The following is a 20,468-nucleotide window of genomic DNA, read 5'->3' as shown; positions in this document are numbered from 1 at the left end:
GACTGGGGGACCGATGGTGATGGTGCGCGCGAGGACACTGGCAGTGCTGGTGATGATGTGCCTGGTGGCCTGGGGCCTGGCGACGCCCGCCGCCGCGGCCGGTGGGCGCCAGGCGCCTGCTCTCGACAAGCCGCGACAGGGCGGGGCCGGCATCGTGTTCACCGGCAAGGCCCGCCCGCGCGCGAACGTGCGGCTCCAGGTGCGGGCCCGGGGCGGCTGGAAGGCGGTCGGGCGTGATCGCGCCTCGCGGCGGGGCACCTTCCGGATCGCCGTGCGGGGCACCGCGCGGCCCGTGGACCGAGCGCGCGACTATCGCGTCGTCTCCGAGGGCCGGACCAGCCGGGCCCGCACGGTCGCGCCGGTCGCCGCCACCGAGCCGACCGCGGGGCCGACCGCGGGGCCCGTCGCCACCGCCAAGCCGAAGCCGAGCGACGCCTGCGGGACGCTGCTCGACCGGCCCGGCTGGGCCGGCGGGGGCACCTACCAGTGCTCCTTCGTCGACCAGTTCGACGGATCGGCCCTCGACCTGCGCTCCTGGCACGTCATGGACGGCACCACCAGCGGCGCCGCATGCATGGTCGACACACCCGAGACGGTCGAGGTGAGCGGCGGCTCGCTGCGGCTCACCGCGCGCCCGGCCGCGCGTGCCGACCAGTGCCCGCTGCGCAAGGACGGCACTCGTGCCTCCTACGTGACCGGCTCGGTCAACACGTTCTGGAAGTGGAGCCAGCAGTACGGCCGGTTCGAGGCCCGGATGAGGTCGCAGGCGGTCTCCTTCGCCGGCCCCCAGGAGGCCTTCTGGCTGTGGCCCGACACCCGCTACAGCTCGGACGCGACCTGGCCCGCCTCCGGCGAGATCGACATCGTCGAGACCTACGCGGCCTACCCGCAGCTCGCCATCCCCTTCCTGCACTACACGTGGAACGACAACGGTGGCCCGGTCCCGGGACTCAACACGGCCTGGAACTGCCTGGCCCCGCGCGGGCAGTGGCACACCTATGCGCTGGAGTGGAGCGCCGAGCGGCTCACGATCTCGGTCGACGGCCGGACGTGCCTGACCAACACCGCCGGCGCCGCCAGCTTCCGCAAGCGCTTCATCATGAGCTTCTCCCAGCTGCTGAGCGGGACCGGCGTCAACACCTTCCTCGGCGGCGCCCGGACCCCGACGACCCTCGAGGTCGACTACGTCAAGGTCTGGAAGTAGCGACCGCGACGGTAGCCTCGGGGCGTGCTGCTCGCCTTCGACACCGCCTCGCCGACGGTGACCGTCGCGCTCCACGACGGCACCGGCATCGCCGCCACGGCGACCTCCGACCGGGGCATGCGCCACGGCGAGCAGCTGGCGCCCCTGATCGAGCGGGTCCTCGCCGAGGCCGGCGTGCGACCGGCCGACCTCAGCGCCCTCGCGGTCGGCGTCGGGCCCGGCCCGTTCACCGGACTCCGGGTCGGGTTGGTGACCGCCCGCACGATGGCCCACGTGCTCGGCGTACCCGTCCACGGGGTGTGCTCGCTCGACGCGCTCGCCCTGGAGGCGGTCGCCGACGGCGCGGTCTCGGGGGACTTCGTCGTCGCGACGGACGCCCGGCGCAAGGAGGTCTACCGCGCGTCGTACGACGCCCGGGGCGTGCGCCTCGACGAGCCGGTCGTCGACCGGCCGGCGGCGCTCGCCACCGACGGACCCGCCGTCGGGGAGGGCGCGCGCCTGTACCCCGACGCGTTCCCCGACGCCCGCGGTCCGGAGCGCCCGGCCGCCGCCTGGCTGGCGCGCGGCGTCGTCGAGGGCCGGGTCGCGGTGCTGGCGCCCGAGCCGCTCTACCTGCGTCGCCCCGACGCGGTCGAGCGGGCCCGATGAGCGTCCTGGGATGACCGGGTCCACCACCGTCCGGACCGCGACGCCTGCCGACGTCGCCGTGATCGCCGCGCTCGAGGCCGAGGCGTTCCCGCTCGACCCGTGGTCGGCGTACCTGATCGACGAGGGCGTCGCCGGCCGGGTCCCGACGGTCACCGTCGTCGTCGCCGAGCACGACGCCTCCTTCGCCGGCTATGCCGTCGTCAGCGTGGTGGACGTGGACGCGGAGCTGCAGCGGATCGCGGTCCCGGTGCCGCTGCGCCGCGCCGGCGTGGCGACGGCGCTCCTGGGCGGCGTCCACGCCGTCGCGGCCCGGGGCGGGGCCTCCCGGCTGCTGCTGGAGGTGCGCGAGGACAACACGCCGGCGCGGCTGTTCTACGAGCGTCACGGATTCGGCGAGCTGGGGAGGCGGGCCCGCTACTACCGGGACGGCACCACCGCGGTCGTGCTGGCGAGACCCGTCACAATGGTGCCGTGACCCGCGACGAACCCCTGGTGCTCGGCATCGAGACCTCGTGCGACGAGACCGGCGTCGGCATCGTCCGCGGCCGCACCCTGCTCGCCGACGCCGTCGCGAGCAGCGTCGAGGAGCACGCGCGCTTCGGCGGCGTCGTACCCGAGGTGGCGAGCCGGGCCCACCTCGAGGCGATGGTCCCGACCATCCAGCGGGCCTGCGACACCGCCGGTGTGGCGCTGAGCGACGTCGACGCGATCGCGGTGACCCACGGGCCCGGCCTCGCCGGCGCCCTGCTCGTCGGCGTCGCCTCCGCCAAGGCGCTCGCGCTCTCGCTCGGCACGCCGATCTACGGGGTCAACCACCTCGCGGCGCATGTCGCCGTCGACCAGCTCGAGCACGGGCCGCTGCCCGAGCCGTGTCTGGCGCTGCTGGTCTCCGGGGGGCACTCGAGCCTGCTCAAGGTCACCGACATCACCGGGCACGACGACGGCGTGGCCCCGATGGGCGCGACCATCGACGACGCGGCCGGCGAGGCCTTCGACAAGGTCGCGCGGCTGCTCGGGCTGCCGTTCCCCGGCGGTCCCCACATCGACCGCGCCGCCCGCGAGGGCGACCAGGTCGCGATCGACTTCCCCCGCGGGCTCACCAGCCGCCGCGACCTGGAGCGGCACCGCTTCGACTTCTCCTTCTCGGGCCTCAAGACCGCTGTCGCCCGCTGGGTCGAGGCGCGGGAGCGCTCCGGCGAGCCGGTGCCGGTCGCCGACGTCGCCGCGTCCTTCCAGGAGGCGGTCTGCGACGTCCTGGTGCGCAAGGCGCTCGACGCCGCGCGTGCCGAGGGCATCGAGGACCTGATGATCGGCGGCGGTGTCGCCGCGAACTCCCGGCTGCGCGCGCTCGCGGAGGAGCGCGCGGGTTGCCTCGGGATCCGGGTCCGGGTGCCGCGCCCCGGCCTGTGCACCGACAACGGGGCGATGGTCGCCGCCCTCGGCGCGACCATGGTGGAGAGGGGGCGGGCGCCCTCGCCGCTCGACCTTCCTGCCGATTCCAGCCTCCCGGTGACCGAGGTCCTGGCAGGCTGAGGCGATGGACGAGGCGCGCGGCGACGACGGGTACTTCCCCGAGGGGTCGATGCTGCGCTTCGTGCAGTCGCACCGCGCGGTCGGGCAGACCTACGGCCAGCGGGCGCTGATCATCGGCGCCACCCACCCGGTGCCCTACGTCGGGACCTCCCAGTCGACGCTCGCCAAGGAGCGCCCGTTCGAGCGGCTGGCCCGCACCGCGCTGGCCTTCGAGACCATCTTCTTCGCCCCGCGCGCCGAGGCCGACCGGCTGCTCGCCGCCGTCCACGACCTGCACACCCGGGTCCGCGGCGAGCTCGCCCGCGACGAGGGCTCCTTCGCCCGCGGCACGCCGTACGACGCCTTCGACCCCGAGCTGATGCTCTGGACGATGGCGATGCTGGCGGACTCCTCCCGGGTCGCCTTCGAGACGCTGGTGCGTCCGTTGAGCGCGGGGGAGAAGGAGGACCTGTGGGCCGACTGGGTCCGCTTCGGCGAGCTGTTCGGCATGCCGAGGTCGGTGGCGCCGGCGACGGCCGCGGAGTTCGAGCGCTGGATGGCGGACTGGTTCGCCTCCGGCCGCATGCACCTGACCGAGGAGGCCCGCGTGGTGGGCCGGGCCATCGCCCGCGACATGCCGGTCCCGCTGCTCGCCCGACCGGGCGTCACGGTGACCAACCTGCTCGTCGTCGGGATGCTGCCGCCGCCGGTGCGCCGCCTCTACGGCCTGCGCTGGACCGCGGCCCACGCACTGGCCTGGCGGGGGGCCACGACCTTCGCGCGGACCTCGCGGCACGCCCTGCCGGCGTGGGTGCGCCGCGGCGACAACGCGGACCTGCACAAGACGGTCATCCGCAGCGAGCGGGCCGTGCTGGCGCGCGGCGGGCGCACCATGGACCTCCCCGGCCAGGGTCGGTGAGGCCGGCTCACAAGGGCTCGACGAGCAGGGCGGTGCCCTCGCCGGCCACGCGGGTCAGCACCACGGTCGCCTCGGCGTCGCCGTGCAGCGAGAGCCGTTTGCGCAGCGCCTCCGGGGAGACCTCGACGCCGCGCTTCTTGATGGTCAGCCGGCCGATGCCGCGCTCGCGCAGGGCCGCCTTGAGCTGCTTCTCCCGGTAGGGGAGGGTCTCGAGGACGCGATAGCTGCGGGCGAACGGCGTCCGGAACGGCTGGTCGGCGGTGACATAGGCGATCTTCGGGTCGACCAGGCCGCCGCCGACCCCCGCCGCGACCCCGGTCACCAGCCCGGCGCGGATCACGGCTCCGTCGGGCTCGTAGAGAAAGTCGCCGACCGCCCGCACCCCGACCGCGTCGATGCCCGGGTCGTCCTCGTCGGTGAGCGTCGCCAGGCCGCCGGTGCCGATCACGGTGGCGCGGCGCGCGACCGTGGCGGTCCGCCCGGCCCACAGGGCGGCCTCCTTGACCTCGCCGTCGTCGCTCACCCACTCGGCCTCGACGTCGTCGGGCACCAGCGCGTGCGGGATGCCGGGCGCCACCTTGACGCAGGCGTCCCGGTCGAGCAGTCCCTCGACCCACGACCACGGCGGGGTCCAGTCCTCGACCCGGAAGGTGCGGCCGGACCCCGAACGGCGTGCCGGGTCGGCGAACGCGAGGTCGAAGCCGCGGTGGTCGACCGTCGTCGCGTCGGCGACCTGGACGGCGCCGGGCAGGCCCAGGGCGTCCAGGTTGGCCTGGGCGACCGCCACCCGCACCGGGTCGAGGTCGACGCCGGCGCACACCAGGCCCGCCGCGGCGGCCGCGACCAGGTCGCCGCCGATCCCGCAGCCGAGGTCGACCAGGGTGCGTGCCCCGAACGCCGCCGCGCGGCCCGCCCGGTGCTCGGCGACCCGGAGCCGGGTCGCCTGCTCGAGCCCGTCCGGCGTGAAGTACATCCGCGGCGCGCGGTCCCCGAACTTCGCGATCGCTCGCCCACGCAGCTCCACTTGGGTGAGCGCCGTCGCCGCCCGCTCCGGCGTCGTCGTACGACGCAGCGCGGAGCCGGCGGCGAGCGGCGCGGTGCCCGCGGCGACCAGGGCCGTGGCCTCGGCGAGCAGGGCCTGGCCCTCATCGGTCAGCAGCCACCGGAAGTCGTCGAGGTCCACACCCCGATCCTGTCAGGCCGTGGGCGTGAGCTCCTTCTCCGGCTCGTCGTCGCGCTTCTCGTCACCGTGGCCGGGCCACCAGGCGGCGTGGCCCAGCAGCGACGTCAGCGCCGGGGTGAAGAACATCGACATCACGAACGACACGATGAGGATGCCGACGGCGAGCGCGAAGCCCATGGACACGATCAGCGTGTTGCCACCCAGCATCAGCGACGCGAACGTCCCGGCGAGGATCACGCCGGCCGCGGCGATCGTCGGCCCGGCGTGCGTGACGGCCTGGGCCGCCGCGCCGTGCGGGTCACGGCCCTCGCGCGCTTCCTCGCGCAGGCGCGCGATCATCAAGATGTTGTAGTCCGTGCCGAGCGCCGTGACGAACAGGTAGATGTAGATCGGCAGCATGAAGATCAGGCCGGACTCGCCGCCGATGTGCTGGAAGGCGATCACGGTGATGCCCAGGGTGGCCGCGAAGCCGAGGCCGACCGCCGCCATGAGGAACCACGGCGCGACCAGGCTGCGCAGCAGGAGCGCCAGGATCAGCAGGATGACGGCCGCGGCGACGGGGAAGACGACCTTGTAGTCGCGGGCCATCGCCGCGGACATGTCGGCGAAGATGCCCGGCGTGCCGCCGACGTACGCCTCGGTGCCCTCGGGGGCGGCGGCGTGGGCGGCGTCGCGGATCGGGCCGTCGACGTTGTCCTGGGCCGCGTCCGAGACGGGGTCGTCGTGCAGGGTCAGGTAGTACTGGTAGGCGGAGCCGTCCGAGGAGGGGACGGGGCCGGTCACCTGGTCGACGCCCTTGGCCTCGCCGAGCGCGCTCTTGAACGACTCGAGCTGGGCGGGGGTCACCTCGGCGCCCTCGGCGTCGACGAGCACCGGCACCGGCTCGGCGGCGCCCGCGGAGAAGTGCTCCTGGAACGTCTCCATCGCCTCGGTCGACTCGACGCCCTCGGGCAGGCTGGAGTTGAAGTCGAAGGACGGGCTGAAGCTGAGGGCGAAGATCGCGAGGATCGTCATCGCACCGCCCGACACCAGCGCGGTGAGGCCGGGGCGCCGGCCCACGGTGTTGCCCAGCTTGATGAAGGTGCCGTGCTTGGGCTCCTTCTGCCACGACTTCGACGGCCAGAACAGCGCCTTGCCGAGCAGCGAGACCACGGCGGGCACCAGGGTGAGTGCCGCCAGCAGGGTCACGAACACGGCGATCGCCAGCGCGGGGCCGATGGCCCGGAAGATGCTGAGCGAGCTGAGGATCAGCGCCATGAACGCCACGATCACGGCGCCGCCGGCGGAGGCGATGGCCTCGCCGGCCCGGTCGAGGCTGTGCACGACCGAGTCCTTGACAGGCGCGCCCTGGCGCATCCGCTCGCGGTGCCGGAACAGGAAGAACAGGATGTAGTCGGTGCCGACGCCGTAGAGGACGACGATGAGGATCTGCTGCACCGAGGCGTCGGCCTTGAGCCCGAAGATGTCGTTGGCCCAGGCGATGGCGCCGGTGGCGATGGACGACACGAGCCCGACCACGACGATCGGCAGGAGGCAGATCAGCACGCTGCGGAAGATGAGGGCGAGCAGGCCGACGATGAGCACGACGGTCGCGACGCCGACGATGAGCAGCGTGCTCTCACTCGACTCCTGGGAGTCGAGGCCCTGGGGCACGGCGCCGGTCGCGCGGACCTCGAGGTCCGAGCCCTCGGTCAGCTCGTCGATGTCGTCGCGGAGCTGCTCGGCGTCGTCGAACGCCTGCGGGTCGAAGCCGGTGGCGCCGTCCGCGAGCGGGATGATCGCGAACATGACCGTGCCGTCCTCGGACAGGTTGGGCTCGCCGACCTCGTTCTGCGCGATGACCATCTGCTGGAAGGTCTTCGTGCCGAGGGTCGGCGCGAGCTCCTGGGTGAGGTCGGCGACGGCGGTCTGGTCGTCCGAGGTGAGCGCGCCACCGTCCTCGCGCTCGATGACGAGGATCGCGCCCGGGGAGAAGGCGTCGGAGAACTTGTCCTCCTGCAGCTTCAGCGCCTGGATCGACTCGTAGTGGTCGGGAAGGAACTCGGAGTTGTCCTGGGTGGACTCGAGGGCGGGCGCGGTGGCGCCCACGATCACGGCGAGGAGCACCCACGCGCCGATCACATACCAACGGAAACGGGTCACGAAGCGGCCCAGCGCAGCAAACATGTCGAGAACGCTAGTGGCCTGCCCCGACGTCAGGTCAACCGACTTTGGTCGTGATCGCGCCCTCCTGCGGGCGTGCTCTGGCACTCCCTTGCGGAGAGTGCTAGTTTCGTTTCTGGCACTCTCACCGCGAGTGTGCCAGTGCAGGACAGCTGCAGGACGCCCTGCAGGACACACAGACGTCTTAGAAAGTGGAGGTCGACATCGTGTCGGTCAACATCAAGCCGCTCGAGGACCGGATCGTCGTCAAGCCCCTCGAGGCCGAGCAGACCACCGCCTCTGGTCTGGTCATCCCCGACACGGCGAAGGAGAAGCCCCAGGAGGGCGAGGTCCTGGCCATTGGTCCCGGTCGCATCGACGACAACGGCAACCGCGTTCCGCTCGACGTGGCCGTGGGTGACAAGGTCATCTACAGCAAGTACGGCGGCACCGAGGTCAAGTACTCCGGCCAGGAGTACCTCATCCTCTCGGCCCGCGACGTCCTCGCGGTCCTGGCCTGATCCCGAAGCCTCACGCCGCCCGGGACGTCCCGCACCAGTGATCCGGTGCTCGACGTCCCGGGCGTTCGGCTTTCCACACCCAAGGAGTAAGCAGTGCCCAAGATCCTGGAGTTCGACGAGAACGCCCGGCGCGCGCTCGAGCGCGGTGTCGACGCCCTCGCCAACACCGTCAAGGTCACCCTCGGCCCCAAGGGCCGCTACGTCGTGCTCGACAAGAAGTGGGGCGCCCCGACGATCACCAACGACGGTGTGACCGTCGCGCGCGACGTCGAGCTGGACGACCCCTTCGAGAACCTCGGTGCCCAGCTCACCAAGGAGGTCGCCACCAAGACCAACGACGTCGCCGGTGACGGCACCACCACCGCGACCGTCCTCGCCCAGGCGCTGGTCCACGAGGGCCTGCGCGCCGTCGCCGCCGGCGCCAACCCGATGGGCCTCAAGCGGGGCATGGACGCCGCCGCCGGCGCGGTCGCCGACGCCCTCAAGGCCGCGGCCCGCGACGTCGACGACGAGAAGGACATCGCCTCGGTGGCGACCGTCTCCTCGCGCGACAGCCACATCGGCGAGCTGCTCGCCGAGGCCTTCGGCAAGGTCGGCAAGGACGGCGTCATCACGGTCGAGGAGTCCAACACCCCCTCGACCGAGCTCGAGTTCACCGAGGGCATGCAGTTCGACAAGGGCTACATCTCGGCGTACTTCGTCACCGACGCGGAGCGCCAGGAGGCGGTCCTCGACGACCCGTACCTCCTCATCCACCAGGGCAAGATCAGCGCCATCGCGGACCTGCTGCCGCTGCTGGAGAAGGTCATCGCCGCGGGCAAGCCGCTCTTCATCCTCTCCGAGGACGTCGAGGGCGAGGCGCTCTCGACGCTGGTCGTCAACAAGATCCGCGGCACGTTCAACGCCGTCGCGGTCAAGGCGCCCGCGTTCGGCGACCGCCGCAAGGCGATGCTGCAGGACATCGCGATCCTGACCGGTGGCCAGGTCATCTCGCCCGAGGTCGGCCTCAAGCTCGACCAGGTCGGCCTCGACGTGCTCGGCCAGGCCCGCCGCATCGTGGTCACCAAGGACAACACCACGATCATCGACGGGGCCGGCGCCGAGAGCGAGGTCGCGGGCCGCGTCGAGCAGATCAAGAAGGAGATCGAGGCCTCGGACTCCGACTGGGACACCGAGAAGCTCCAGGAGCGGCTGGCCAAGCTCTCCGGCGGCGTCGTGGTGATCAAGGTCGGCGCCCACACCGAGGTGGAGCTCAAGGAGAAGAAGCACCGGATCGAGGACGCCGTCTCCGCGACGCGCGCCGCGATCGAGGAGGGCATCGTCCCCGGCGGCGGCTCCGCGATCATCCACGCCTCCGCGTCGCTCGACGACGAGCTCGGCCTGACCGGCGACGAGGCGATCGGCGTGCGGATCGTCCGCAAGGCCGTCGAGGAGCCGCTGCGCTGGATCGCCGAGAACGGTGGCGAGAACGGCTACGTCGTGACCCACAAGGTTCGCGAGCTCGGCGTCGGCAACGGCTACAACGCCGCCACCGGCGAGTACGGCGACCTGCTCGCCCAGGGCGTCATCGACCCGGTCAAGGTGACCCGCTCGGCGCTGGCCAACGCGGTCTCCGTCGCGGGCATGCTGCTGACGACCGAAACCCTGGTCGTCGACAAGCCGGTCGAGGAGGAGCCCGAGGCGGCCGGTCACGGCCACGGGCACGGCCACGGCCACTGATCCACTCCACACCGACCCGTCGCGTTCGAACGCGACGGGTCGGCGTGTTTTTGGGGTTTAGATGCGACGGGTCGATGAAACATCGATGATCGCGCGGCGTGACCTTCGTCCGGCATAGTGGGCGACATGCTGTGGCGCGTGCGAGCCGGACTCGCCGACCGCCCCGGAGCGCTGGCCGAGCTGGCCGCGGCCTGCGGGCGGGCGGGGGTCAACATCGTCACCGTCCAGGTGTTCCCGGCGGGCCCCTCGGTGACCGACGAGCTGGTGCTCCAGGTCCCCCAGGACTGGACCCGCGACCAGCTCCGTGAGCTGGTGACCCGCGCCGGCGGCGAGGCGGTGTCCGCCGACCCCGTCACGACCGCGGCCCTCGAGGACCAGCCGACCCGCTACGTCCAGGCGGTGCGCGCGATCATCGCCCAGCCGGCGAGCTTCCCGGACGTGGCCGCCCGGCTGTTCGACGCCGACATCGCCCCCAGCACCGGTGCGGACGACGTGCTGGAGATGGTGGTCGGCGGCTCGGCCACCATCCAGATCCGGCGCGACACCCCCTTCACCCCGACCGAGCGGGCGCGCGCCCACGCGTTGGCGGAGCTCGTCGGCGAGGTCCTCGACGCCCAGACCCCGCCGGCGCCGCACCAGCCCGGGGCGGGCGACCCGGACTTCGTGACCGCGGGGGAGGTCGTGTCCGCGCTCGCCGCCGGCAAGGTCGCGGGCCGGGCGGAGTACACGCCCGCCGACGGCGACGCCCCGTGGCCGGTCGACCTGTGGGTCGACCCCGCCTGGCACCGGCGCGGCGTGGGCACCCGGCTGCTCGCCGAGGTCGCGCGCGCGGCCCGCTCGGCGGGGGCGGAGGAGATCGTGCTGACCGCGCCGTCGGACACCAAGGCGGTCCTGCCGATGGTGCTCGCCGCGGGCATGCGGGGCCGGATCCGGATGGCGGGGGAGTCGCTGACCGTGCGGATCGCGCTCACCGACCTGCGCCGCTGACCCGCCCGTCGGCGTACCCCTATCTCGGTCGGTGTGGCGGAAGTGACACCTGCGGCGACTTTGTGAACGCATTCACAAGGGTTACGGTCGAAGAGTGCTGGCCCCCGACGTCGTCACCGCCCTCACCCACCTCGCCGCCGAGGCCGAACCCGCGGGCCTGCTGCCCGCCCGGCAGCAGATGGCGCTCTCGCTCGGCTGGCACATCGTGCTGGCCTGCTTCGGCGTCGCGTTCCCCGCGATGATCTTCACGATGCACCTGATCGGCATCCGCCGCAAGGACCCGGTCGCGCTCGAGCTCGCGAAGCGCTGGGCGAAGGTGTCGGCCGTGCTCTTCGCGATCGGCGCGGTGTCCGGCACGGTCCTCAGCTTCGAGATGGGCCTGCTCTGGCCCGGCCTGATGGGCACCTACGGCGACGTGCTCGGCCTGCCCTTCGCGTTCGAGGGACTCGCCTTCTTCCTCGAGGCGATCTTCCTCGGCATCTACCTCTACGGCTGGGGCCGGATGCCACCGAAGCGACACGTGCTGATGGTCCTGCCCATGGCGATCACCGGGGTCGTCGGCGCCTACTGCGTCCTCGCGGTCAACGCCTGGATGAACGCGCCCACCGGCTTCCGGCTCGTCGACGGCGAGGTGACCGACGTCCAGCCCTGGGCGGTGCTGTTCAACCTGCAGACCTTCGTGCAGTTCGCCCACATGTGGGTCGGCGCCTACATGCTGGCCGGCTTCACCATCGCCGGCGTGTACGCCGTCGGCATGCTCCGCGGCCGCCGCGACGCCCACCACCGCCTGGGATTCATGGTGCCCTTCGTCTTCGCCTCGATCGCCGCGGTGAGCCAGCCGTTCGTGGGACACGTCCTCGGTTTCGGCCTCGACGAGCGCCAGCCCGCCAAGCTCGCCGCCTTCGAGCTGGCCGAGACGACGGAGAGCCCCTCGCCCCTGCGGTTGGGCGGGATCCTGGTCGACGGCGAGGTGAGGTACTCGATCGACATCCCCTACCTGGGGTCTCTCATCGCGATGAACTCGCCCGACGAGCCGGTGCCCGGCCTCGACACCATCCCCGAGGAGGACCATCCGCCGGTCAACCTGACCCACCTGGCCTTCCAGACCATGGTCGGCATCGGGACGCTGCTGGCGGCGGCCGTGGTGTGGTTCTGGTTCCAGCGCCGACGAGGGCGCGACCTGCTGGAGAGGCGGTGGTTCCTGCGGTTCGCCGCGACGGCCGGACCGCTCGCGGTGATCGCGCTCGAGGCCGGTTGGGTCGCCACGGAGGTCGGCCGTCAGCCCTGGATCGTCTACGGCGTCATGCGCACGCCCGAGGCGGTGGGGGACTACTCCGCGAGCCTGTGGTGGCTGCTCGGCATCAGCACCGTGGTCTACACGGCGATGACCGTCGGCGCGGTCGTCGTCCTCCGCTCGATGGCCCGCCGGTGGCGCGCGGGCGACGCGGACCTGCCCAGTCCCTACGCCCCGGAGGTCCCGGAGGTGAGGGCATGAGCCTCGAGCTGGCCGTCGCGGCTGCGCTCTTCGTCGGTGTCATCGCCTACGCCGTGCTCGGCGGCGCCGACTTCGGCTCCGGCTTCTTCGATCTCACCGCCGGCAGCAGCCGCCGCGGCGCGGAGCTGAGGACCCTGGTCGACCACAGCATCGGACCGGTCTGGGAGGCCAACCACGTCTGGCTGATCTACGTGCTGGTGATCTGGTGGACCGGCTTCCCGGAGTCCTTCGCGGCCGCGATGTCGACGCTCGTGCTGCCCCTCCTGCTGGCCCTGCTCGGGATCGTGCTGCGCGGCGCCAGCTTCGCCTTCCGCAAGTACGCCGCCACGCTGGCCCAGGCCCGCCTGTTCGGCATCGTCTTCGCGACCTCCTCGATCATCACGCCGTTCTTCCTCGGCACGGTCGCCGGCGGCATCGCCTCCGGCCGGGTGCCGCTCGACGGGACGGGCGACCGCTGGTCGTCCTGGGTCAACGCGACCTCGCTGTTCGGAGGCGTGATCGCCGTCGGCACCTGCGCCTTCCTGGCCGGCGTCTTCCTGGTGGCCGACGCGCGGCGCAGCGGGCAGGACCGGCTGGCCGAGGAGCTGCGCGTCCGGGCCCTCGCCGTCGGTGCGGTCACCGGCGCGATCGTCTTCGCGGCCCTGGTGCCGATCGACCGCGACGCGCCCACGCTCGCCGCCGGGCTCGAGGGCCGGGCGGCGCCGCTCGTGGCGCTCGCGGGCCTGGCGGGCGCCGCCACCATGGCGCTGCTGTGGACTCGCCGGTACGCCGTCGCGCGCATCACGGCGGTCCTCGCCGTCGCCGCCGTCGTCTCCGGGTGGGGCGTGGGCCAGTACCCGTGGCTGCTGGTCGACGAGGTCACCATCGCCGACGCGGCCGGTGCCACCGCGACCCTGCAGGGGCTGCTCGTCGCGGTCGGGCTGGCTGTCGTGGTCGTCGTACCGCCGCTGGCGTATCTCTTCCGGCTCACCCAGTCCGAGGAGTGGTCCCGCCCCGGTCACTGACCGTTCGGGGCCGCGGGGTGGTTGCCGAGCCGCCAGCCGCCGAGCGGCAGCTCGAGCGCCGAGGCGGGGCCCCAGGTCCCCGGAGCGTAGGCCTCCACGGGCGGGCGCCGGTCCAGCACCGGCTGGAAGATCTCCCAGAGCCGGTCGACCTCCTCGGAGCTGATGAACAGGGTCCGGTCGCCGCGCATCACGTCGAGCAGCAGGCGTTCGTAGGCCTCCAGCGGATCGGCGCCCGGTACGTCGCCGACGAGGTCGAGCCGGAACACGCCCTCGACCAGGGCCATGTCGGGCCCGGGGCGCTTGGCGCGCACGTCGATCGCGACCCGCGGCTGGTCGGCCAGCTCGATGATCAGCTCGTTGGGCTCGGGCACCCCGCCGCCCTCGGGCTTCAGCCACCGGTGCCGCGGGTCGCGGAAGCGGACGGTGATGGTGCGGTTGCCCTCGGCGAGCGCCTTGCCGGTGCGCAGGTAGAACGGGACGTCGCGCCACCGGTCGTTGTCGATCCACATCTCGGCCGCCACGAAGGTCTCGACGTCGGAGTCCTCCGCGACGTCCGGCTCGGAGCGGTAGCCGTCGTACTGGCCGAAGACGACGCGCTCGGGGTCGACCGGTCGGACGGCCGAGAAGGTCGCGGCCTTCGCGGCGCGGATCGCGGACGCCCGGAACGCGTGCGGGTCCTCCAGGGCGACGAAGCCCAGCAGCTGTGCGAGGTGGGTGGTGACCATGTCGCGCAGGCCGCCGGTGCCCTCGTAGAAGCTGCCGCGGCCCTCGACCGTGAGCTTCTCCGGCACGTCGATCTGCACGGACTCGATCGAGTGGCGGTTCCATGCCGGCTCGAACAGGCCGTTCGCGAAGCGCAGCGCGAGGATGTTCTGCACCGCCTCCTTGCCGAGGAAGTGGTCGATGCGGAACACCTGGTCCTCGGCGAAGGCCGAGCAGAGCACGTCGTGCAGCTCCCGAGCGGTGGCGAGGTCGGTGCCGAACGGCTTCTCGGCCACCAGGCGCGACCGGTCCACGAGGTCCTCCCGGTCGAGCATGCCGACCATGCCCTTGACCGCCCCGGGCGGCACGGAGAGGTAGAGCAGGCGTCGTACGTCGCCCAGCAGGCAGCCGCACGAGGCGAGGATCCGGTCCTCGGCGTCCGCGACGGCGCGGGCGAGTGCGGCGCCGTCGTCCGCGGAGGACGCGACGAACCGGGTGCGCTCGAGCAGTGGCCGGGCGACGGCGTCGTCGACGTCGCCGACGAACTCGACCAGCGCGTCCCGGATCTGTGCGCGGAACTCGTCGTCGCCGCCGGGGGAGTGGCGACCACTGCCGATCACCTCGAAGTGCTCCGGCAGGCGTCCGGCCGCGGCCAGCCGGTAGAGCCCGGGGAAGAGCTTGCGCGCGGCGAGGTCGCCGGTCGCCCCGAAGAGCACCAGCACGTGGGGGTCCAGGTCCGAGCTCACGCGGAGGCCTCGGGACGTCGTGCGGCGGCGCGCAGCGGAGGCGACGAGCGGCGTGGGGTGCTCATGCCTCCAGCCTCTCCGGCCCGTCAAGGGGGTGACCGGTGTCACGCACTACGATGGTGTGGTGGAGGTCCCGGACAAGTTCGCCGCACTCGGTCTCACCTACGACGACGTCCTGCTGCTGCCGGGTCATTCCGACCTGGCGCCGGACGACATCGACACCACCTCGCGGCTGACCCGCGAGATCTCGTTGAAGTCGCCGCTGATCAGCGCCGCGATGGACACCGTGACGGAGTCGCGGATGGCCATCGCGATGGCGCGCCAGGGCGGCATCGGCATCCTGCACCGCAACCTGTCCGCGGAGGAGCAGGCCTACCAGGTCGACCTCGTCAAGCGGACCCAGACCGGCATCATCTCCAACCCGGTGACCATCGGCCCCGACGCGACGCTCGAGGAGCTCGACCGGATCTGCGGCGAGTACCGCGTCTCCGGCCTGCCCGTCGTCGACGCCGACAACCGCCTCCTCGGCATCTGCACCAACCGCGACCTGCGGTTCACGCCCGTCGCGGAGTGGGCCACCACCAAGGTCGACGAGGTGATGACGCCGATGCCGCTGTTCACCGGCAAGGTCGGCATCTCCCGCGACGACGCGACCGCCCTGCTGCGCAAGCACAAGCGCGAGCGGCTCCCGCTGGTGGACGACGAGGGCCGCCTCGGTGGGCTGATCACCGTCAAGGACTTCGTGAAGTCCGAGCAGTTCCCGCTGGCCTCCAAGGACGCCGACGGCCGGCTCATGGTCGGTGCGGCCATCGGCTACTTCGGCGACGCCTGGGAGCGGGCGACCGCGCTGATCGAGGCCGGCGTCGACGTGCTCGTCGCCGACACCGCCCACGGTCACGTCACCCTGCTGCTCGACATGGTCCGCCGGCTCAAGTCCGACCCGGCCACCCGCCACGTCCAGGTCATCGGCGGCAACGTCGCCACGCGCGAGGGCGCGCAGGCGTTCGTCGACGCGGGCGCCGACGCGGTCAAGGTCGGCTTCGGACCCGGCTCGATCTGCACCACGCGCGTGGTCACCGGCTGCGGCGTCCCGCAGGTCACCGCCGTCTACGAGGCCTCCCTCGCGGCCCGCCCCGCCGGCGTCCCCGTCATCGCCGACGGCGGTCTCCAGCAGTCCGGCGACATCGCGAAGGCCATCGTCGCCGGTGCCGAGTCCGTGATGATCGGCTCGATGCTCGCGGGCTGCGAGGAGTCGCCCGGCGAGGTCGTCTTCCACCAGGGCAAGCAGTACAAGGCGTACCGCGGCATGGGCTCGCTCGGCGCCATGTCCTCGCGCGGCAAGAAGTCCTACTCCAAGGACCGCTACTTCCAGGCCGAGGTCACCAGCGACGACAAGATCGTCCCCGAGGGCATCGAGGGTCGGGTCGCCTACAAGGGTCCCCTCGCCGGCGTCGCCCACCAGCTCCTCGGTGGACTGTCGCAGTCGATGTTCTACGTCGGCGCCCGCACCATCCCCGAGCTGCAGGACAAGGGCCGGTTCATCCGGATCACGTCCGCCTCGCTCAAGGAGAGCCACCCCCACGACATCGAGATGACCGTCGAGGCGCCCAACTACCACCGGTAGTCCCGTCGGCGTCCCCGCTCGCGGGTATGCCGCGCCGATGCGGCGGTACCGCATCGGAAGGGGCAGGAGGGAGCCGAGATGGACGCCGAGGAGTGGTTCGGGGAAGCGGGCGATCCCGGGTGGATCGCCGTCTACGTGGTCGTGGCGCTGGTGGTGCTGGGGGCGCTCGTCCTGGTCGCGATGAGGCAGCGGCGCGAGCGCAGCCGCCACCGCGCGCACGAGCTGCGCACGCAGGTGCGGGAGCGCGAGGGCCGGCTGCGCCGGCACGACGCCGAGGCGCGCCACGTCGCGGCGGAGTCGGAGCAGGCGCGGGCCGAGGCCGACCGGCTCGAGGCCGAGGCGCAGGAGAGGCGCGACCTCTTCGAGCGCGAGCGCGCCGAGCAGCAGGCCCGGCTGAGAGAGGCCGACGAGCTCGACCCGCCGGCCCGGGGACGGCACCAGGACGATCGCTGAGGTCCCCGGGCCTGGTCTCGTGCCGGGTCCGAGACGCGGCACTAGCCTGGGCCGGGTGAGCGACCCTGCCCTCCGCGCCTACCGCGACGCCGACTGGCCCGCCGTGTCCGCGATCATCCGCGAGGTGCTGGCGGCGGGGGAGACCTACGCCCTGCCCGTGCTCGACGACGCGGACGCCCGCGACTTCTGGCTCGGCCAGCCCGGTGCGGTCGCGGTGGCCGAGGTCGACGGCGTCGTGGTCGGCACGGCGAAGATGGGCCCGAACCGGCCCGCCCAGGGCAGCCACATCGGTACGGCGTCCTTCATGGTGGCGAGCGCCGCCCGGGGAACGGGCGTCGGCCGGGCGCTGGGCGAGCACGTCGTCGCGTGGCACCGTGCGCAGGGGTTCGCCGGCATCCAGTTCAACGCCGTGGTCGCGACCAACATGGTGGCCGTCGCGCTGTGGCGCAGTCTCGGCTTCGAGGTGATCGGCACCGTTCCCGGCGCCTTCCGGCGCCCCGACGGCAGCTGCGTCGGGCTGCATGTCATGTTCCTCGACCTCGCCGGCATGCGGCCCTGACGGCCCGCCCCGATATCCTCGTCGGCGTGAGCGACATCGAGATCGGCCGCGCCAAGCGAGCCCGGACGGCGTACTCCTTCGACGACATCGCGATCGTGCCGTCCCGGCGCACGCGCGACCCCGAGGAGGTCAGCGTCGACTGGCAGATCGACGCCTACCGCTTCTCGCTGCCGATCCTGGCCGCGCCGATGGACTCGGTCATGTCGCCGAAGACCGCGGTCGAGTTCGGGCGCTACGGCGGGCTGGGGGTGCTCAACCTCGAGGGCCTGTGGACGCGGTACGACGACCCCGAGCCGCTGCTCGACGAGGTCGCCGGCCTCCAGGGCGAGGAGGCGACCCGCCGGCTGCAGGAGATCTACACCGAGCCGATCAAGGCCGAGCTGATCGCGGAGCGGCTGCGCGAGATGCGCGACGCGGGCGTCACGGTCGCGGGCTCGCTCTCGCCGCAGCGGACCAAGGAGTTCGCGAAGACGGTGACCGACGCGGGCGTCGACCTGTTCGTCATCCGCGGCACGACGGTGTCGGCCGAGCACGTCTCCAGCCAGGCCGAGCCGCTGAACCTCAAGGAGTTCATCTACGAGCTCGACGTCCCGGTCATCGTCGGCGGCTGCGCGACCCACCAGGCCGCCCTGCACCTCATGCGCACCGGCGCCGCCGGTGTCCTGGTCGGCTTCGGCGGGGGAGCGGCCCACACGACGCGCACCGTGCTCGGCGTCGCCGTCCCGATGGCGAGCGCGGTGGCCGACGTCGCCGCCGCCCGCCGCGACTACCTCGACGAGTCGGGCGGCCGCTACGTCCACGTGATCGCCGACGGCTCGATCGGCACGTCGGGCGACCTCGCCAAGGCGATCGCCTGCGGCGCCGACGCGGTCATGGTGGGCTCGCCGTTCGCGCGCGCCACCGACGCGCCGGGCCGCGGCTTCCACTGGGGCGCCGAGGCGCACCACGCCGACCTGCCGCGCGGCCAGCGGGTGCAGTTCGACCAGATCGGCACCATCGAGGAGATCCTCTTCGGCCCCTCGCGGGTCGCCGACGGCACCATGAACCTCGTCGGTGCGCTCAAGCGCTCGATGGCGACCACGGGCTACACCGAGCTCAAGGAGTTCCAGCGCGTCGAGGTCGTCGCCCACTGAGGCCCGCCGGCCGATGATCGTCGCCGCCGCGCAGGCCGAGGCGCGCGCCGGTGCGCTGCCCCACAACGTGGCGACCGCCGCCCGCCTCGTCCACGCGGCGGGCGAGGCCGGGGCGCGGGTGGTGGTGCTGCCCGAGGCCTTCCTGTCCGGGTACGACGCCGGCGCGTTCTCCGGCGGCCTGCCGACGCTCGCCGACCTGGTGGGGCCGGTGCTGGACCCGCTCCGGGAGGCGGCGGCCGCGGCGGGTGCCACGGTGGTCGCCTCCACCGCCCTCCGCCGCGACCACGGGCGGACCCTGTCGTCGGTGGTCGTCGAACCGGACGGGAGCACCACGGCGCCGTACGACAAGCAGCATCTCGACGGTGACGAGTCGACCTGGTTCGTCGCCGGCGACCACGCGGCGTCGATCACCGTCGACGGGATCGTGCTCGCGCTCTCGATCTGCCGCGACGGCAGCGTCCCCGCGCACGCCGCGGCGGCCGCGGCGGCCGGGGCACAGGTCTACCTGGCCTCGGTCGCCTACTTCGCCGGCGGCGCCCGCCGGCTCGACGTGACCTACGCCGCCCGCGCGCTCGACCACGGTCTGCACGTGGTCGTCGCCGGCCTGACCGGGCGGTGCGGCGCGCACGCCTTCGTCGGCGGCTCGGCGGTCTACGCGCCCGATGCCGAGGCGCTGGCCCGACTGGGCGACGAGGAGGGCCTGGCGCTCGCCCGGATCGGCTGAGTCGCGCTCCGGGCGGGGACGGGTCAGCCGGTCGAGCGGCGGACCACGAGCTCGGGCTCGAGCACGATGTCGCGGACCTGTGCGGCGGGGTCGTCGATGGCGGCGAGCAGCAGGTCGATCGCGGCCCGGCCCATCTCGGCCCGCGGCTGTCGCACCGAGCTGAGGGGGATGGCGGCGGAGGCCGCGAAGTCGATGTCGTCGAAGCCGATGATGGCGACGTCCTCGGGGACGCGCACCCCCGCCAGCGTCAACGCCTGGAGCACGCCCAGGGCGACGAGGTCGTTGGCCGCGAAGATGGCGTCGGGTCGGTCGGGCCCGGCGAGGAGGTCCTCCGCGCCGCGTCGTCCGGCGTCGGCGTCCATGGTGCCGGTCTCGACGAAGCGCAGCCGGGCGCCGTCGACCGCGTCGACCTCCTCCTGGGCCGCGTGGAGCCGGTGCTTGATCTGGGTGAGGCCGCGCGGACCGCCGATGAACGCGATCCTGCGGCGACCGGACTCCAGCAGGTGCTGCGCCGCGAGGCGGCCACCGCGCACGTCGTCGACGGCGACGGAGGAGAACTCGCGGCTGCCGGTGCGCCGGTCGACCACCACGACGGCGGTGCCCCGCTCCCGCAGCCGGCGCAGGCGGGGGAGCACCTTGCCGACGGGGGTGATGAGCAGGCCGCTGACCCGCTGCTCCTCGAACAGGTCGAGGTAGGTCGACTCGCGCTCGGCGTCCTGGTCGGAGCTGCCGAGGATGAGGGGACGGCGGTGCTCGGCGAGGCGCAGCTCGACCCCGCGGGCGATGTCGGTGAAGAACGGGTTGCGGACGTCGAGGACGACCATGCCGATCGCGCGGTTGGTGCCGGCCCGCAGCTGACGGGCCGCGTCGTTGCGGACGAAGCCGAGCTGCTCGATGACCGCTTGGACGTGCTCGAGGGTGGCGGGGGAGACCTTCTCCGGCCGGTTGAGGACGTTGGAGACCGTCCCCACCGAGACCCCTGCCGCCGCGGCGACGTCCTTGACGGAGACGCTGCGGCTCGTGTCGCCGCTCCTCGCCACCTCGCTCGTGGTCACGCTTCCTCCTGTCGTGTGAGGCTCACCCTAGGCCCACCCCAGCGGCGGACCGCCGCATTTGATTCGTTTCAAAAAGTTCCACGGAACGCCTTGACGCCTGTGACCGTGGTCACCTAGTGTCCGTTGCATCCCCTATTG

Annotated in this window: 19 protein-coding genes; 15 read left to right on the top strand and 4 right to left on the bottom strand. The window is 72.8% G+C overall.

Annotated features, from left to right (window positions below; translation table 11 throughout):
- Window positions 1-13 precede the first annotated feature (13 nt).
- The 5 genes from ACPZVR_RS24015 to ACPZVR_RS23995 are packed head-to-tail and all read left to right on the top strand — an operon-like array spanning window position 14 to window position 4,283.
- Entirely contained in the window at window positions 14-1,204 is a 1,191-nt protein-coding gene (locus ACPZVR_RS24015) for a glycoside hydrolase family 16 protein (RefSeq protein ID WP_436702211.1), read from the top strand.
- A 24-nt stretch (window positions 1,205-1,228) separates the two neighbouring features.
- On the top strand, window positions 1,229-1,852 hold the full coding sequence (gene tsaB / locus ACPZVR_RS24010; RefSeq protein ID WP_436702210.1) for a tRNA (adenosine(37)-N6)-threonylcarbamoyltransferase complex dimerization subunit type 1 TsaB: 624 nt from the start codon (window positions 1,229-1,231) through the stop codon (window positions 1,850-1,852).
- A gap of 10 nt (window positions 1,853-1,862) precedes the next feature.
- Complete coding sequence (locus ACPZVR_RS24005; protein WP_436702209.1) at window positions 1,863-2,327, top strand: GNAT family N-acetyltransferase; 465 nt, start codon at window positions 1,863-1,865, stop codon at window positions 2,325-2,327.
- Complete coding sequence (gene tsaD / locus ACPZVR_RS24000; protein ID WP_436702208.1) at window positions 2,324-3,385, top strand: tRNA (adenosine(37)-N6)-threonylcarbamoyltransferase complex transferase subunit TsaD; 1,062 nt, start codon at window positions 2,324-2,326, stop codon at window positions 3,383-3,385. Before ACPZVR_RS24005 ends, tsaD begins: the two co-directional genes overlap by 4 nt.
- 4 nt (window positions 3,386-3,389) lie before the next feature.
- Window positions 3,390-4,283 (top strand): oxygenase MpaB family protein, encoded by an 894-nt coding sequence (locus ACPZVR_RS23995; protein WP_436702207.1) that lies wholly within the window; start codon window positions 3,390-3,392, stop codon window positions 4,281-4,283.
- 7 nt (window positions 4,284-4,290) lie between these two features.
- On the opposite strand, the gene ACPZVR_RS23990 is transcribed toward ACPZVR_RS23995, so the two are convergent.
- Together ACPZVR_RS23990 and ACPZVR_RS23985 are read right to left on the bottom strand one after the other, a co-directional pair.
- Complete coding sequence (locus tag ACPZVR_RS23990; RefSeq protein ID WP_436702206.1) at window positions 4,291-5,466, bottom strand: THUMP-like domain-containing protein; 1,176 nt, start codon at window positions 5,464-5,466, stop codon at window positions 4,291-4,293.
- 12 nt (window positions 5,467-5,478) lie between these two features.
- Window positions 5,479-7,632 carry an MMPL family transporter gene (locus ACPZVR_RS23985; protein WP_436702205.1) on the bottom strand — a complete coding sequence of 718 codons (2,154 nt, stop codon included), beginning with the start codon at window positions 7,630-7,632 and terminating at the stop codon, window positions 5,479-5,481.
- 203 nt (window positions 7,633-7,835) lie between these two features.
- Here ACPZVR_RS23985 and groES point away from each other — a divergent pair, with 203 nt between their 5' ends.
- The 5 genes from groES to ACPZVR_RS23960 all read left to right on the top strand — a co-directional run bounded on the left by groES (window position 7,836) and on the right by ACPZVR_RS23960 (window position 13,334).
- Window positions 7,836-8,129 (top strand): co-chaperone GroES, encoded by a 294-nt coding sequence (gene groES / locus ACPZVR_RS23980; RefSeq protein WP_056710771.1) that lies wholly within the window; start codon window positions 7,836-7,838, stop codon window positions 8,127-8,129.
- 93 nt (window positions 8,130-8,222) lie between these two features.
- Window positions 8,223-9,848, top strand: a complete 1,626-nt coding sequence (gene groL / locus ACPZVR_RS23975; RefSeq protein WP_436702204.1) for a chaperonin GroEL — start codon at window positions 8,223-8,225, stop codon at window positions 9,846-9,848.
- Window positions 9,849-9,986: 138 nt separating this feature from the next.
- The gene (locus ACPZVR_RS23970; protein ID WP_436702203.1) at window positions 9,987-10,835 is read left to right on the top strand and encodes a GNAT family N-acetyltransferase; all 849 of its coding nucleotides are present in this window, start codon (window positions 9,987-9,989) and stop codon (window positions 10,833-10,835) included.
- Between the two features lie 94 nt (window positions 10,836-10,929).
- Window positions 10,930-12,330 (top strand): cytochrome ubiquinol oxidase subunit I, encoded by a 1,401-nt coding sequence (locus tag ACPZVR_RS23965; RefSeq protein ID WP_436702202.1) that lies wholly within the window; start codon window positions 10,930-10,932, stop codon window positions 12,328-12,330.
- A complete protein-coding gene (locus ACPZVR_RS23960; RefSeq protein ID WP_436702201.1) occupies window positions 12,327-13,334 on the top strand; it encodes a cytochrome d ubiquinol oxidase subunit II in 1,008 nt (335 codons plus the stop codon). The genes ACPZVR_RS23965 and ACPZVR_RS23960 overlap by 4 nt, the downstream gene beginning before the upstream one ends.
- On the opposite strand, the gene zwf is transcribed toward ACPZVR_RS23960, so the two are convergent.
- Entirely contained in the window at window positions 13,328-14,782 is a 1,455-nt protein-coding gene (gene zwf / locus ACPZVR_RS23955) for a glucose-6-phosphate dehydrogenase (RefSeq protein ID WP_436702200.1), read from the bottom strand. The genes ACPZVR_RS23960 and zwf overlap by 7 nt on opposite strands.
- 124 nt (window positions 14,783-14,906) lie before the next feature.
- Here zwf and guaB point away from each other — a divergent pair, with 124 nt between their 5' ends.
- From guaB to ACPZVR_RS23930, 5 genes are all read left to right on the top strand, one after another.
- Window positions 14,907-16,406: an IMP dehydrogenase gene (gene guaB / locus ACPZVR_RS23950; protein ID WP_436702199.1), complete on the top strand. Its 1,500-nt coding sequence runs from the start codon at window positions 14,907-14,909 to the stop codon at window positions 16,404-16,406.
- Window positions 16,407-16,484: 78 nt separating this feature from the next.
- The gene (locus tag ACPZVR_RS23945) at window positions 16,485-16,859 is read left to right on the top strand and encodes a hypothetical protein (protein ID WP_436702198.1); all 375 of its coding nucleotides are present in this window, start codon (window positions 16,485-16,487) and stop codon (window positions 16,857-16,859) included.
- A 55-nt stretch (window positions 16,860-16,914) separates the two neighbouring features.
- The gene (locus ACPZVR_RS23940; RefSeq protein WP_436702197.1) at window positions 16,915-17,418 is read left to right on the top strand and encodes a GNAT family N-acetyltransferase; all 504 of its coding nucleotides are present in this window, start codon (window positions 16,915-16,917) and stop codon (window positions 17,416-17,418) included.
- Window positions 17,419-17,444: 26 nt separating this feature from the next.
- Window positions 17,445-18,551, top strand: a complete 1,107-nt coding sequence (locus tag ACPZVR_RS23935; protein WP_436702196.1) for a GuaB3 family IMP dehydrogenase-related protein — start codon at window positions 17,445-17,447, stop codon at window positions 18,549-18,551.
- 13 nt (window positions 18,552-18,564) lie between these two features.
- Window positions 18,565-19,275: a carbon-nitrogen hydrolase family protein gene (locus ACPZVR_RS23930; protein ID WP_436702195.1), complete on the top strand. Its 711-nt coding sequence runs from the start codon at window positions 18,565-18,567 to the stop codon at window positions 19,273-19,275.
- Window positions 19,276-19,298: 23 nt separating this feature from the next.
- On the opposite strand, the gene ACPZVR_RS23925 is transcribed toward ACPZVR_RS23930, so the two are convergent.
- Entirely contained in the window at window positions 19,299-20,330 is a 1,032-nt protein-coding gene (locus tag ACPZVR_RS23925; RefSeq protein WP_436702194.1) for a LacI family DNA-binding transcriptional regulator, read from the bottom strand.
- Between the last annotated feature and the right edge of the window lie 138 nt (window positions 20,331-20,468).

It is taken from the genome of Nocardioides segetis (assembly GCF_051390595.1).
Lineage (GTDB): Bacteria > Actinomycetota > Actinomycetes > Propionibacteriales > Nocardioidaceae > Nocardioides.
Note: the sequence above shows the minus strand (reverse complement) of the source record. Positions and strands in the feature narration are given on the sequence as shown.